This window comes from Nostoc sp. DedQUE05, assembly GCF_034530955.1.
GTDB lineage: Bacteria > Cyanobacteriota > Cyanobacteriia > Cyanobacteriales > Nostocaceae > Nostoc.
The window spans coordinates 142,005-156,372 of the sequence record NZ_JAVRCB010000003.1 but is presented as its reverse complement, the minus strand read 5'-3'; the positions used below and the strand labels follow the sequence as shown (position 1 = coordinate 156,372).

Below are 14,368 nucleotides of genomic sequence, written 5' to 3'. Positions count from 1 at the left end.
TTGTCAGAGGTTGAGAGATGTATTACCAGTAGAGTAACCATTGACCATCGCAAAACAATCCATGACCTTGTAGAGTTATTCTTTCATCGTCAGGATAAATACAAGTAGTTGGTGCAATTTGATGAAGTGTGTGCCCACTGTGCAAGACAATTTCACCAACTTTGTAATCATGAAAAGTTTTGGTTCTAAATCGTTTAAGAATTTCTACATTGCTTGCGATCGCTTGACTATAATCATTTATATAGTTGAAATCCCAAACATTCAACCCACCCCCACTTTTCGGCAGTTTAATTGGTAAAGTAAAGGATATTGTGTTTATAGTATCGATACCTTCATCCCATTTGAGGTTTCGGTACTGCAAATCGAAGTGTGTGGTAGCATTTGGTTTGGTGATAAGATTAGAATCTTGCCAAATATGAAAACCGGGCAGCGCTGCACCTGGTTTATACACTACAGGGTTTACAAGCGTCTGCTCTAAATATTCTTTGATTAACTTATAAAGCCAACCTAAATATTCTTCTAGAAGTAGATTATATTCACGAGCTATAGTATAATAATCTCTAGAAAAATTAGGTTCATTTAAGAAATCTAAGTAACTAGCCGTACCTAAAGTATAGAAAAACTTTGGAGAGTTTCCTCGTTTTATCCATAATTCTCTTAAACTATGAATTACAGAACAAATATCATTACACTGTTCAACTGTCACGATTTGTTCTGAGAAAATTTCATTACTAGAATCTGTATCCCAACTAATACTATTTCCTACAATATCTTCTGTAAGCAAAGCTAATAGCGAGTCAGTTATTTTCCCATCTGCCCGAATATCATATCCATCGTATCCCGGCATTGGATTAACTTCTAAACACCAGTATTCTAAATCGTTAGTAACTTTAAAATCCCAACCTGCAAACTTTAATCCCAACGCAGCAGTTGCATTAATAATTTGTTGATGTAAAGCTTCTGGTAACTCCCACTCGATATACTCAGCTTCTTCATGAAAATGGCGATAGTCTACCTGTGGACATTTTATTAATTCTGCGTGAACTCTATCACCCACTACATGCGCCCGCACATCAGCGCCCTTTATATATCTTTGCAAATGAACTGGGCCAGCGTCTGGGTGGAAATCGAGAAACTCTTCTGATTTTACCAGTCTACTATCGGCACGAACACCCGATGTTGTCTTAACAATTGTTAATCCAGCGTTAGCAAACTCAGCTAGAACTTCTGGATTGGAACTAGTAACGCTATCAGCAACTTGAAAACCTAAAGATTTTAGATGAAACTCATGAAGCGGTTTTGAGAAATTATTTGCGCCAGCACCAGGACGATTAATTACATTACCGGGAATATGTTCTAGCCAACAGCAAAGTGCAGCAAGAAGACTTTTCCATCGCATCGCATCTTGTACATCTGATTGTACGGTTGAAAGGTCAATCAACCGACAATAATAAGAACCATGAGGATTTAATACATATTTTTGGCTAGAACAACTTATCCAGCTTTGATTATCATCGGGTAATGCTAGCCGCCAATCTCCATTTTGAATAACTTCGCGTAAATTAATTACTTGGACTTCGACACCACGAGATTCAGCATAGTTAACAAAATGACAAAAAGTGCGATCTGAATCAAGACCAATTGCATAAATCATGAGAAAATAGTCTCCAAAAGTGCGGGAACAAAATCTGACCAAACAAACTGTATTTCTTCCAGCGATGGATAAGGGTTAATCCGAGCAATATTGGCACTCTCTAGATTGCTATCAATACTCCAAGTTACAGTGCCAAATACCAAATCTAAATTTCTCAGTAGCGAAATACTTTTTTCTTCTAACTGCAAATGTTCTAGAGATGTATTGGTACAACGCCATGCTTTATCTTCTAAAACAACAACAATTTCATATTCAAGGTTAGCCGAAACCCAACTTCCGCGAAATGGCCCCACCCCTTCAGGAATTTCTGGATACGCAGCAGTATTATAAGTAGTTAAATCTTGGAGATACCATTGTTTATCGAGTAATGCTTGCGGTGATGGTGGAACTTGCGAAGAGAATACTTCTAGATTGCTAGTATAACCAGCCTTTAATTTAGTCAAGTTAGAAGAATATGATAAATTACCCCAAAGACTATTTGCAGTTGGACGATTAATTACTGGTGATTTAGATAATGTCATCGCTGCCCATAAAGTAGCAAGACACTCATTATAAATAAAAGAATCATCAAAACTAGCGCGAATCGGCATCTGTGGCGGAATACGTAAAATAACTGGAATTTCTGGTGTTATATATGATTTTCCAGAAGTAACACTGATAGAAAACATTCTTGCAGCATCGCAAACATCTAAAATTGCACTCGTATAACCTTTTTGTCTAACCAATTCGTTAACTGCTTGGCAAAAAATGTCATCACTCGAACCAATAATTAATAAATCCATAATATTTAGTCCATCATTTTTTTATCGGAGGCTTATATTCCCGACTTGTTCAAAAAGTCGGGAATCTGTTTTTTCACAATCTCTATTCTTTAGAAGATTGGCTTGTTAACTTTAATTAAAGTTTGAGGACGCGCATTTCGTAGTACAGGGATTTTCAGTTGATCTGCTGGTAAAATAACTGGATTAGCTCTATCTAGAAGGCCACCACCACAATTACCACTTTCGCAAGTCTCTTTACTATCCTTACCTTTATCGCTAGAATCTTTGCCTTTATCACTCGATTCTTTTGTTTTACCACCGTCAGTTTCTAAGACACTATTCAACGGTCTTTGATTCAAATTATGAAGAGTGTCACGACGGGCAGAATTAGTAATAAAAGGCTTATTTGATACGCTCCCATGAGAATTTACTTGTGGGATAGATTCAGCTTTAGCTACAGTACTAATAATTGAACTAGCTATTGCTAAACCCATTACTAATGCTAAACGTGTAGAAGTTGAACTTGTAATTTTCATTCTGATTATCCTTTAATTTGGTTTCTTGTTTGTGTTGTTATGACTGGATTTGTAAAGGTTGTACGGCTACTTAAGTTTTCAGTTTTAACCTTACACTTAGTCAATAGGTTTGCTTTGATATTTTTATGCAGTCTTGGCAAAACTTTTGAGAATTATTTTTTGACAGGACTTACGCAAAATAATGGGAAAACGAACCGCAAAGGACACGTTCGCCCTTGGCGTTACCGAAGGGTACGAATGAGAGTTTCAGAGAGTTATTGCGTAAGTCTTATTTGAGAATAATTCAATGAATAAAAATAGAAAAACCCCGTAGGGGCGAGGTTTAATGCTGGGATAAATTTTAGATTTTGCAGCAGTTTTGAAGTACAAAGCTATGGGGTTTGAGGCAAGAACTATAAACTTTTTCTATCTTATTTTCAGTCTTGCTTTGTGTATCTCAGTTACTTGCAAACTTCTCTAGTTTTGTTAGAGTAATAATTGATGCTGATTTTTAGCGAGCATTTATCTCACTCTTGTTTGCTTTTGAAAGTATTCACGAGAATAGTAATTCTGCCTGCCGCTATTATCTAAAAACTGCGTGTAGCCTTGCAACAGTAATTCTTGATGAGCAGATCCCAAGGTTAGGAAGGAATTTGCGAACCCTTTATTATAGTTGGCTGTTGCATATTTATGATTAGTATCTTGGACATTAATACCATAGGTAACTAATGGTGCAGTTCCCCAATCGCAATCACTAGGATGACATTTGCCAAACACCTGAATATTTAATTTGTTGCTACCACCTGAGGTAATTACTAAACGAGTAATATTAGAAGTATTGGCATCTTTATTTACCCAAGTACCAATAAAGTCAGCAGGTACAGCTAAAGCAGGATTGATTAAAGCAGTAGTTAAGATGCTACTAGCAGCAATAATACTCAAAGAACGTTTCAACATTTTAGTCACACTCCATTATTCGTAATTGTTTTTGTAATTTATTGATAAGTAGACACGATTACCAGTTGGCTAAGTATAAAATATTTCATTGAAGTCGAAATATAATCCTCACACCTTGTAGTAAAGTTTGTGTAGGCGTCCTTTAACGCCTTCAGTCTTCCTATAGGTTGGGTGACAATTTTTTATGCATCCTCGGCAAAGCATCATCGAAATATTTTCAACTTTTGTGCAATTTGACGCCGATCGCTTCAGTAGTTGGGCGACGGAATCAAAGCTACGTCGCAGTATGCAAAGTTGTCTCAACCGCACGCCTCAAGAAACTTCGGAACATTTTTGGGTTTTATATTGGTATAAATTTTGGCTTATCTCTGAAACGAAGCTACTGGCTAAAGAGCATCTGGCAGCTTACTTGCAAGAATCCTGTTATTGGGCATCCCAAAAAACAGTTAACAGTTTTGCGAGTACTCAGTACAAGCTATCAGACTGTTTTCAGATTGCGATCGCTCAAGTTGATAAAGTCCTCAAAGGATTTAATCCAGATGGAGGCTTTATTTTAAAAAACTACGCTACTGCTCTCTTTAGCAGTGCTATTCGGGAAAATTTACGCCAAAATCGTGAAATTGATATTTGTACAGATTGGGGATTATTACGAAAAATTACTAAAAAATTTTTGGTGGAGTCTTTACAAAATGCAGGTTTATTGCCAGAAGATATTAATGCTTATGTCCTAGCTTGGAACTGTTTCAAAACTCAATATATCCCAACACAAAAAGGTACTTCTCGTCAAATTTCCCAACCAGACAATGAGACTTGGGAGGCGATCGCTAAAGCTTATAATTCACAAAGTAGTCAGCAAGTCAATTCCCAAACCCTAGAAAAGTGGCTTTTAACTGCTGCTAAAGCCGCACGCCGCTATCGTTATTTTCCTGTTGACTCTCTCAATATCCCTAAAGGGGGCGATGATTCGTGGGAGTGGCTTGATAATATTCCCGGAACACAACAAGAATCTCTGATTAATGAAATTCTTGCTGCTGAAGAAGAACAAACAAGAAATTTCCAACAAACTGAGATTAACAAAGTTTTAGTGGCTGCGATCGCTCAACTCGAACCGCAAGTACAAGAAATTTTACAACTTTATTATGCTGAAGAATTAACTCAAGACAAAATTGCCAAACAATTACAAATACAGCAATATACTGTCTCACGACGACTAAAAAAAGCTCAAGAAACTTTGTTACGCTTTTTAGCTAATTGGAGTAAAGATAGTTTGCATATTTCCGTTACTTCAGACCTACTGCATAGTATAAACACACTAATGGAGGAATGGTTGAAAAATTACTATGGTGGATAACTGGGGAGTGGGGACAAGGAGAGTTAAAATCTCGTTCATCCACCTGAAAACCTCGTTAATCTAACTACTTACAACATTTCATTAATTCGTAGTGAATTCTCTGCGCCCCTTTGCGTTTACCTTTGCGAACCTACCCTGCGGGAAGGCGAAGCGCCTATGCGTTTAAATTTCAACCCTCAATTCGCAACGATTTTACGCAAAGCTGAACTTAGAATCTCAACCCCAATCCCCAATCCCTATGACTACTGTATTTACTTTCATCAACCCAACAGATATGGTTTTGGAAATCCCTACAACTACCCAAAACCAAGCGGATTTAAATAATCAAGCTTTTTCTAATGCTAGTTCTCGCTATCAAGCTTATATTAATCAACTTTGCCTGGATGCTATCTTGTTATGGTTGCAAGAAGACTGGACACCACAGACAAAAGTTTGGCCAACTACCACTGCTTTACCCAGTTTTTGGGAACTGGTTAATGGAATTGCACTCACCGTTGAGGCAACAAGATTAGTCTTGATACCAAGCGAGGCAATTGATTTGAGTGAATTGCGAGTACCTCAAGAATGGGTGGATATTCCTAGTTGGGTAGGTGATTATTATTTAGCTGTGCAAGTCGAGCCAGATGAAGGCTACGTCAGGATTTGGGGTTATTGCAACCATGAAAAACTGAAAACTCAAGGTAGTTATGATGCCAGCGATCGCACTTATTCCCTCGATGCTACTGATATAATCAACGACATCAGCGTTTTAGCTCTGGCGCGTCAATTGTGCCCAGAAGAACCCACCCGTAGCGCTATTGAAGAGATTCCCAGCTTATCGCCACAACAGGCAGAAAATTTAATTGCCCGTCTGGGAAACCCGGAACTACTTACACCCCGCCAAGAAATCCCTTTTCAACTGTGGGGTGGATTAATTCAACATGGCGGTTGGCGACAAAATTTATATCAACGACGCTTAGGATTACCAGAACAATGGTCAGTTATCCAATGGTTGCAAAGCGGTATTTCTCAAGTTGCTGAGGCTGTCGGTTGGGGAAGCTTTGATTTACAACTTAGTGCTGCTGGGGCGCGGGGTGTGGAAGACATACAAGCAAATACTATTCTCTCTCGTCGGTTGGCGATCGCAGGTCAAATTTACGAACTTTTGATTATACCACAAGGTGAGCCAGATGCAACTATTTGGCGTTTTGAATTACGTAACGCTGCGATCGGTGCAGCTATTCCTGGTGGTTTTAAACTCCGATTACTTACCGAAGATTTACAGCCTTTTCCCAATAATGAAGATGTAGCTGCAACGGCTGTAGAACAACTCTACGTAGAAGTTGCCTTAGAAGCAGGAGAAAGCATAGTCTGGGAAATAGAACCTTTTCCCGACAATTATAATTGGGAAATACTCAAGTTTTAAAAAGAATTTAGGCGTTGTATATTTGCGGGATGATTTTGTTGGTTTTGTGAGATAGGCAATAAAGAGGTTAGTCATGGGAACTCCTGATTCAGACGCACTGGTATTTTTTGGGGCAACAGGTGACTTAGCCTACAAGAAAATCTTCCCTAGCCTTCAGGCAATGGTACGACGGGGCAATCTCAATGTCCCAGTGATTGGGGTTGCCGGACGATCTTGGACGACGGATCAACTTAGGGAAAGGGCACGTGATAGCTTAGAACATAATGGTGGTATAGATCGAGACGCATTTGAGAAACTTTCTGGTCTACTCCAGTACGTTGCTGGTGACTACAACAAACCAGAAACTTACGAAAAATTACGTCAAGCCCTTGGTGATGCTACTCATCCCCTCTACTATTTGGCAATTCCACCAAGCTTGTTTGCACAAGTAGTGTCAGGATTGGGCGAATCAGGCTGTGCTAAAAATGCGCGGGTGGTAATTGAAAAACCATTTGGACGGGATTTGAAATCAGCACGCGAGTTAAATCAAATTCTGGCATCAGTTTTTCCCGAATCATCCATCTATCGCATTGACCATTACCTGGGCAAAGAACCACTGCTGAATTTACTCTATTTTCGGTTTGCCAACTCTTTTCTCGAACCCATCTGGAATCGCAACTATGTTGAAAGCATCCAGATTGTGATGGCAGAGGACTTTGGCATTCAAGGAAGGGGGCGCTTCTATGAGGAAACTGGCGCAATTCGGGATGTGGTGGAAAACCACATGCTGCAAGTATTGGCTTCAGTGTGCATGGATGCTCCCGCTAGTACTGCTACCGATTCCATTCGGGATGAAAAAGAGCGTATTCTCAAAGCTATACCTTCAGTGCAACCCGATGATATTATTCGCGGTCAATTTTCTGATTACCGTAACGAAGAAGGTGTTTCTCCTGACTCCCAAGTAGAAACTTTTGTTGCCGTGCGGTTATTTATTAATACGTGGCGGTGGTCAGGAGTTCCCATCTACATTCGGGCTGGGAAGAAATTGCCTGTCAAAACTACTGAGGTAATGGTCAAGTTCAAGTGTCCACCTTTAGATGTGTTCCAGGAGGGAAGACAAAAAAACGGTAATTATGTTCGTTTTTTACTAGATCCAGAGGTAATTGTGGGATTGGGCGCTCGCACTAAAATCCCTGGAGAAGATATGATCGGCTCTACGAATGAACTCCTAGCCTTTTACGGAGGTGGCGACGAGATGGAACCCTATGAACGTCTATTGGGTGATGCCATACAGGGCGATCCTACCTTGTTTGTACGAGAAGATACCGTAGAAGAGGAATGGCGGATTGTCCAGCCAATTCTCGATAACGTCACACCCATTTATCAGTATGAGCCAAATACATGGGGCCCACCTGAGTCAGATCGACTGCTCTTGCCAACGGATCAGTGGTACAACCCATTAGCTAGAGATGATTAATTAAAAAAAGTCAATATAGCTTAGTTTGCCGCCATCGGCATACTAATCTGAGGAGATGAGTTTTTCGATTAGTTCTATAACAAAAGTATTGCCCATCTCTTCTTTTGAGCGATCGCCAGTCGCAAGCAGGGGCTAAAAATGCTTTTAAAAACCTCAAAGTAAGAAACTTTAGAACTTAGATTTTTACTTGGGTTGCCACAATGGAGTGATATCAAGGTTTCCAGCAGATATGGCATTTTTAACCCTGGTAAACCCACTCCCGGTTTTTCCTCGACCCCAATCGACTGACATAATCCAACTTTAAATCAATTTTTTCCAGCAATTTTTGTGCGATGGCGCTGTTTCGCCCGCCTGATTGCGATCGCACTAAGGGTATAACTTGACCAAAACAAATGATTATCTCTACTATAGCAATCTGATTTGATTTCTGAATTAATCGTAGGGACTAGGGACTGGGGATGGTGGGGCCCCCTCTGGGGATAAGGGGTAATGGGGACTGGGGACTGGGAAGAAGGAATAAAGCTGTACTGAGTTTTTTTCACGCAATCAAATATGAGTCCTATAGTACAGGTCGGCGTTAAAAAAAAAACAGACTATTTTAAATCACTGAGAAGCCTATACAAGAAGCTTTTTGACTTTTGAATGAGTGATTTGGGCCTTGCGGTACTAGCTACATTAATATTTCTCAATTTGACAAATAAAATCCAGTATGAGTGAGGTAAATTTTTCAGGATACCAAAGTCCCCATTCGTGACAACCTTCTTCTACAGTCATTAACTTAGTGTTGGGTATAATGGCCGCCATTTCTTGAGCGTTACTTAATGGCGTAGTTAGGTCTTTCTCTGACCATAATAATAAACAAGGCGCTAGGACTTTTGGTAGTAAATAGCTGATGTCTTCGTACAAAGAAATTAGTAATCCTTGAATAACATTTCCGGTATTAAATAACAAGTTATAGCAGAAAACCAAAGGAATATCAATTAATTTCAACCTCCGTCTTGGTAAAAACAGTTGAAAGGTCATTTCGATCGCTCTTCGCAGGATTATCTTCGGTATTGATAGCGTAGGAATTCCTGTACTATCTATCAGAATTACACTGGTAACTTTTTCTGGAACAATTGCAGATAAGGTAATAGCAATACCTCCGCCAAATGATTGCCCAACTACATGAAAATGTTCTAACTCTAAAACTTCCAAGAACGAAAGGAGAAATTTGCTATAGCTAACGTAATCAGGAATTAGCCCAGAGTAACTCGATCTCGCAAAACTAGGCAAGTCAGGAGCAATTATCGTATGATGCTGTGCTAGTAGTGTCAGCACTTCTTGATAAGGCTGGGTAGAGATTCCCCATCCGTGCAGAAATAGAATTGGGATTGAACTCGACTCCAACTTACTTTGCTGATAAAAAATAGTGCAATCCTGTAATTCGACCTGATGATTAGTTAATTGGGATTTCAAAACAACAACCTCACTCACTATAACCTGATAAATTACTTCTACTGTTATATAACAGTAACAAACCCACAGGTTTGACGAAACTTTCTCAAGGATTATATATAGTGGTTCTCAGTTAAGTGAAATTCGGCTTCATGTAACTATTGCTATATCGTACTATTAACTGACGGAGCATTAGTATTTGACCCAACTTTAACCACCAAGGACGATTAGGTAATTAGGGGAAAAAGTAGCAGAAAACAAAGGATTACATATCTTAAGCTGGTCAAGTAAGTAATCGCACAGAATTATTTACACATGAGTTTCTAATCTGGATAAGAGTTTCATGGCTTAACTTTATGTAATTAATTTTGTTTAGCTACTTATGTAGTAATCTATTAGAACGCAGTTAAATTGCGCGCCTATTTGTGAAATGCTGTAATAAGCGCGATATGTAGGGAGAGGATCTCCATGACATCAAAGGGTAGGAAAAAGACCTCACGGCGTGGTTTTCTTCAAGGGGTGGCTATTAGTACAGCTGCTGTTGGTGGAGCAGAGTTACTCAAAAAAGAAGTAGCTGATGCAGCAAGTGTTGAGCAAGAACAGGCAATCCCTCTTCAAAGTACTGAATTTGATTTTACTCAGAAATCGGCTGCTCTACAGCCAGACAAGATTGTAAATAGTGCTTGTCAATTCTGCAATTCCCTGTGCCGTTTGAAAGTTCATCTCAAAAACGGGCGGATTATAGATGTCTTAGGTGAACCAAATGACCCAGTACAAGCAGGTGGCTTTTGTATTAAGGGGCCAATGATGACCCAGCTAGTCTACAATCGCTTTCGCTTGAAAAGCCCAATGAAGCGGGTTGGTGGAGACAAAGGTGACAGCAATTCTCAATTTGAGCCAATTTCTTGGAATGAAGCTCTCTCAATTATTGCTAGCAAGTTTTTGGCACTTAGGGATGCAGGCGAAGCTAGAGCGATCGCAAATAAAACCTCTGGGAGATTACCACGGGGAACGGGTTCTTTGGTTGAGCGCTACTTTAGTCTGCTGGGTAGTCCTAATAATACTGATGTTGGGCCTGTATGCAACGATGCAGGTGGCAATGCTTTGGCATGGACATTTGGGTTAGGCAATTTTACAAACGGCTACGGAATAGATGATGCGACGAAAAAAGAAGACTTGGGAAGTGCAAAATTGTTTCTGTTTTTAGGTACGAATCAAGCAGAAACACATCCTGTAACCTTTGCCTATCTTCTGAGAAGCCGTGCTAAGACTAAAGCCAAATTAGTAGTGATTGACCCCCGCTTGACTCCTACAGGAGCGCAAGCTGATGAATGGATTGCACCGAAACCACATACAGACTTGGCTTTGGTTTTGGCAATGCTCTATCACATAGTGACTAACAACTTATACGATGCTGCCTTTGTAAAACGGTGGGTACTGGGTTTTGATGAACTCAAAAAGCACCTAATAAGCTTCAGCTACACACCAGAGTGGGCTTCAATTGTCACGGATGTTCCAGCATCAAAAATTAGACTTCTAGCTGAAGCTTATGCCAAAACTAAGCCTGCTGCTATTTTCTGCAATGCTGGGATTTCTCATCAATTAGGAGCTTTTGACACTTACCGTTGTTTAACATTTCTGGCTGCAATTACAGGCAATATTGGAATTAATGGTGGTGGTTGCAATTTCATGCATAACACTTGGCCAGGGAGCTTGAATTTACCAGCGATTATTGGTAAAACACCTAATAAAGATATCGCCTTGCCAGTTGGGCCAGATTATTTTGCCCAATCGATTATTTCAGGCAAACCTTATCAGCTTAAAGCGATCGTTACTCAAGGCAATCCCCTGCTGGCTTGTTCTGACACAGTTAAAGTACAACAGGCTTATCGGCAATTAGAATTTTATGTTTACACTGGATTGTTCATGGAAGAGTCAGCGTACTATGCTGATATTATCTTGCCGGTAACTAGTGGTTTTGAAATGGAAACCGTTTATATGCGGCGGGACGATCGAGCAATCCGTTGGCAAGAACAAGTGGTTGCTCCAGTAGGGGAGTCGAAACCAGATTGGCATATTTGGATTGATTTAGCACACGCCACAGCTAAATTAGACAAACGCAATCCGCCTGAATACTGGAGGGATAACTTTCCTTCTTCTTGGAAAGACTATGGTAATTTATGGGCAACTTTTCTAAGGAATACCCCAGGAATGGGGGGCATGACTCAACAAAGACTATCCCAAAGAAAAGAACCTTTGCGCTGGCCTTGCCCAACAGTGAATCATCCTGGTGTCAGTACACTTTATTTGGATCATCCCTCTTGGTATGAAGCCGCAGAAGCCCTTAATCCTAATAATATTGGTAAGCGATTTCTGACTCCTAGTGGCAAAGTAGAAATTTACACTCCACAATTGCAAACTCGGTTAGCTGAGGCTGGACACTCTGCTCTGCCTAGCTTTTATACCCATCCAGAGGTAACAGGTAAGCATCCTACTATTGAGTATGCATCTGAGTTTGTCAAAAATCCCGTAAATCCGCAGGCTTTGACTCAAAAGGTCAAATTGGGGAAAATATCTTCTGGTGAGGTACACAAGCAGTACCCGCTCATGGGAATGACTGGCAGACCAAGTGTAGTTCATTTCCACTCTGTTACCCACTGGACTTATACAGGCAAGCAAATGAATGGTGTTCGCCTGGTACAAATTCACCCAAAAACCGCACAAACTGCTGGGATTGAAAATGGTGATGAGATTATTGTTGAAAGCCCCAGAGGAGCAATCAAAGGTACAGCACTACTTTGGCAAGGAATTCGAGAAGACACTATTTTTGTCCCTAATTGGTTCGGCTCCCAACAGAAGATGGCTGAGGATTTGGCAACTCCATACTATGAAGCTGCTAATGTCTTAATAGACCAAAAGTACTATGACAATCTTTCAGGACAGCAAGCTTTTAAATGCTTTGCCTGTCGGCTAAAAAAGGTTACTTAGAAATATCTAAGGGGCGTTGCTGAATCCAAGTATGAATCATGCGATCGCCATTATGCAACGCCAACGATCGGATTTAATGCACGAGCAAAAAGTTTTGTAACAATTGTGGCTGCTTTGTGTAAAAGTCAGGATTAATACATGAGATATAGTGCGATTAATAACTTGGTAGCTTCTGATTTGAGGTCTTTTATGGCTAATGACCCAAGAAAACAACTAGATGTACAACTTAAAGAATTAGCACTTGCAGCCCAAAAATACACACACCTAACCAAGGAAAAGCGGATAGCTTTAACAAGCCTGATTAATGCTATTTGGCAATCAGGTAAGCTTGTTCATCCTTATAAAGGTCAATTTGAACTAGCTTATGAAGATATCTATGATGAGGCAGTACAAAATTTATTTTTCTATATTTGTCAAGACAACAATATTAATAAGTATGACCCAGAACGAGGCGAAGTGGTGACTTGGGTAAATATGCTATTAACTAGACGCTTTTTTCCAGAGGCTATCCCAAAAGTTCTCGGCAAAACAAATGAAATAAATCTCGAAAGCTCTCACTGGGAAAATATACCCTCATCTCAACCTGTATCTTTGTTTGAACAAGTAAGAGAATGTATAGAAACTGATCCAGAATTAATTTTTTGCAAAGAACATATCAAAGGTCATCCAGAGGCAAATTTTCAAGCTATAGCTACAAGAAGATGTTCAGGTATTACTTGGAAAGATATTTCAGCAGAATGGGGCATTGAAATCACATCTCTCCATACTTTTTACCAACGTTGTCTGAAAAAGTTTGCTAATAAGTTTCAAGAATATTTATATATTTAATCTTTAATATAATCTAACTAGCTAGGCAAAAATATGAGCAAAACCAGAGAATTTTTAACATTTTCAGCCCCAATACCTGTAGATGGAAGGCATCGAGCAGAAGAGTTACGACGACAACAAGCCACGCAAGCAAAAGCTGAACAAGTTTATCTCAATACTTTGTCTGTGTCTTTCGTAAATTCTTATCTACGTTGCATGGGGTTTGAGACAGACTTGAATAAAAGTGACAGTTGGAATGTCATAGAACAGACATTGATGGATGTCGCTGATTTGTCACTAAAAAACTTGGGTTTGTTAGAATGTCGCCCAGTATTAGAAGATGCAGAATTTGTTTATGTACCACCTGAAGTACAGTCAAATCGAATTGGCTATGTAGCTGTGCAAATCAGCAAATCATTTAGAGAAGCAACACTGCTAGGATTTGTCAAGCAGGTACAAACTGATTTGTTCCCGATTAACCAATTGCAACCTTTAGACGATTTCTTGGATTATTTAGAAGAACTTTCTCAATTACAGCTTGCTGAAATAGTTGATGATTCGCTTACCTGGAATCAGGATTTAGTTAACTTGAAGCAATGGTTGGAGAATATTTTTGAAACTGGTTGGCAAGAAATTGAACCTCTTTTAGGCACTCAAGGTGTCAATCCAGCTTTGAGTCTGAGAAGTGAAGCAGGCACTTTTATTAGTAGAGGCAAACTGATTGATTTAGGAAAAGTTTTACGGGAGCAAGCAGTGGTTTTAGTTGTTAGTCTGCCTCCAAACAATGAGCAAGAAATGGACATTATCGTAGAAGTGCATCCGACAAATGGACAACATTATCTACCACCAAATCTCCATTTAATTGTGCTGGATTCTGAAGGAGCATCTGTGATGGAAGCCCAAACTAGAAACAGCAACAAGAATATTCAATTAGAGTTTAGTTGTGAGTTGGGAGAATGTTTCAGCGTTAAACTTGTTTTGGGAGATATCAGCATCACAGAAAATTTTGCCATTTATTAAGAACAACAACAGGGGTG

11 protein-coding genes are annotated in these 14,368 nt (G+C 39.6%); 6 read left to right on the top strand and 5 right to left on the bottom strand.

Translation table 11 applies throughout. The features are described 5' to 3' along the window. Positions 1 to 22: 22 nt before the first annotated feature. From RMZ42_RS03640 to RMZ42_RS03625, 4 genes are all read right to left on the bottom strand, one after another. Entirely contained in the window at positions 23 to 1,654 is a 1,632-nt protein-coding gene (locus RMZ42_RS03640; RefSeq protein WP_322670124.1) for a hypothetical protein, read from the bottom strand. Further along, positions 1,651 to 2,436: a hypothetical protein gene (locus RMZ42_RS03635; protein WP_322670123.1), complete on the bottom strand. Its 786-nt coding sequence runs from the start codon at positions 2,434 to 2,436 to the stop codon at positions 1,651 to 1,653. The genes RMZ42_RS03640 and RMZ42_RS03635 overlap by 4 nt, the downstream gene beginning before the upstream one ends. 89 nt (positions 2,437 to 2,525) lie before the next feature. Continuing rightward, complete coding sequence (locus RMZ42_RS03630; protein WP_322670122.1) at positions 2,526 to 2,951, bottom strand: hypothetical protein; 426 nt, start codon at positions 2,949 to 2,951, stop codon at positions 2,526 to 2,528. A 501-nt stretch (positions 2,952 to 3,452) separates the two neighbouring features. Next, on the bottom strand, positions 3,453 to 3,887 hold the full coding sequence (locus tag RMZ42_RS03625) for a hypothetical protein (protein ID WP_322670121.1): 435 nt from the start codon (positions 3,885 to 3,887) through the stop codon (positions 3,453 to 3,455). Between the two features lie 184 nt (positions 3,888 to 4,071). Here RMZ42_RS03625 and RMZ42_RS03620 point away from each other — a divergent pair, with 184 nt between their 5' ends. From RMZ42_RS03620 to zwf, 3 genes are all read left to right on the top strand, one after another. Next, positions 4,072 to 5,238 (top strand): sigma-70 family RNA polymerase sigma factor, encoded by a 1,167-nt coding sequence (locus RMZ42_RS03620; protein ID WP_322670120.1) that lies wholly within the window; start codon positions 4,072 to 4,074, stop codon positions 5,236 to 5,238. A gap of 238 nt (positions 5,239 to 5,476) precedes the next feature. Beyond that, positions 5,477 to 6,643: a DUF1822 family protein gene (locus RMZ42_RS03615; RefSeq protein WP_322670119.1), complete on the top strand. Its 1,167-nt coding sequence runs from the start codon at positions 5,477 to 5,479 to the stop codon at positions 6,641 to 6,643. 73 nt (positions 6,644 to 6,716) lie between these two features. Then, complete coding sequence (gene zwf, locus RMZ42_RS03610) at positions 6,717 to 8,099, top strand: glucose-6-phosphate dehydrogenase (protein WP_322670118.1); 1,383 nt, start codon at positions 6,717 to 6,719, stop codon at positions 8,097 to 8,099. Positions 8,100 to 8,774: 675 nt separating this feature from the next. Here zwf and RMZ42_RS03605 read toward each other — a convergent pair. Continuing rightward, complete coding sequence (locus RMZ42_RS03605) at positions 8,775 to 9,557, bottom strand: alpha/beta hydrolase (protein ID WP_322670117.1); 783 nt, start codon at positions 9,555 to 9,557, stop codon at positions 8,775 to 8,777. Between the two features lie 447 nt (positions 9,558 to 10,004). Between RMZ42_RS03605 and RMZ42_RS03600 the strand changes: the two genes are divergently transcribed. The 3 genes from RMZ42_RS03600 (at position 10,005) to RMZ42_RS03590 (ending at position 14,351) form a co-directional block, all read left to right on the top strand. Beyond that, positions 10,005 to 12,524, top strand: coding sequence for a molybdopterin-dependent oxidoreductase (locus RMZ42_RS03600; protein WP_322670116.1), 2,520 nt, complete (start codon positions 10,005 to 10,007; stop codon positions 12,522 to 12,524). A gap of 138 nt (positions 12,525 to 12,662) precedes the next feature. Then, positions 12,663 to 13,352 (top strand): sigma-70 family RNA polymerase sigma factor, encoded by a 690-nt coding sequence (locus RMZ42_RS03595; RefSeq protein WP_322670115.1) that lies wholly within the window; start codon positions 12,663 to 12,665, stop codon positions 13,350 to 13,352. Positions 13,353 to 13,385: 33 nt separating this feature from the next. After that, complete coding sequence (locus tag RMZ42_RS03590; RefSeq protein ID WP_322670114.1) at positions 13,386 to 14,351, top strand: DUF1822 family protein; 966 nt, start codon at positions 13,386 to 13,388, stop codon at positions 14,349 to 14,351. The last annotated feature ends 17 nt before the right edge of the window (positions 14,352 to 14,368 follow it).

Excerpts from the sequence above, each read along its gene's own strand:
- RMZ42_RS03625 (WP_322670121.1), bottom strand. The coding sequence starts at position 3,887 with ATGTTGAAACGTTCTTTGAGTATTATTGCTGCTAGTAGCATCTTAACT.
- RMZ42_RS03635 (WP_322670123.1), bottom strand. The coding sequence starts at position 2,436 with ATGGATTTATTAATTATTGGTTCGAGTGATGACATTTTTTGCCAAGCA.
- RMZ42_RS03640 (WP_322670124.1), bottom strand. The coding sequence starts at position 1,654 with ATGATTTATGCAATTGGTCTTGATTCAGATCGCACTTTTTGTCATTTT.
- RMZ42_RS03615 (WP_322670119.1), top strand. The coding sequence starts at position 5,477 with ATGACTACTGTATTTACTTTCATCAACCCAACAGATATGGTTTTGGAA.
- RMZ42_RS03590 (WP_322670114.1), top strand. The coding sequence starts at position 13,386 with ATGAGCAAAACCAGAGAATTTTTAACATTTTCAGCCCCAATACCTGTA.
- RMZ42_RS03595 (WP_322670115.1), top strand. The coding sequence starts at position 12,663 with ATGAGATATAGTGCGATTAATAACTTGGTAGCTTCTGATTTGAGGTCT.
- RMZ42_RS03630 (WP_322670122.1), bottom strand. The coding sequence starts at position 2,951 with ATGAAAATTACAAGTTCAACTTCTACACGTTTAGCATTAGTAATGGGT.
- zwf (WP_322670118.1), top strand. The coding sequence starts at position 6,717 with ATGGGAACTCCTGATTCAGACGCACTGGTATTTTTTGGGGCAACAGGT.
- RMZ42_RS03600 (WP_322670116.1), top strand. The coding sequence starts at position 10,005 with ATGACATCAAAGGGTAGGAAAAAGACCTCACGGCGTGGTTTTCTTCAA.
- RMZ42_RS03620 (WP_322670120.1), top strand. The coding sequence starts at position 4,072 with ATGCATCCTCGGCAAAGCATCATCGAAATATTTTCAACTTTTGTGCAA.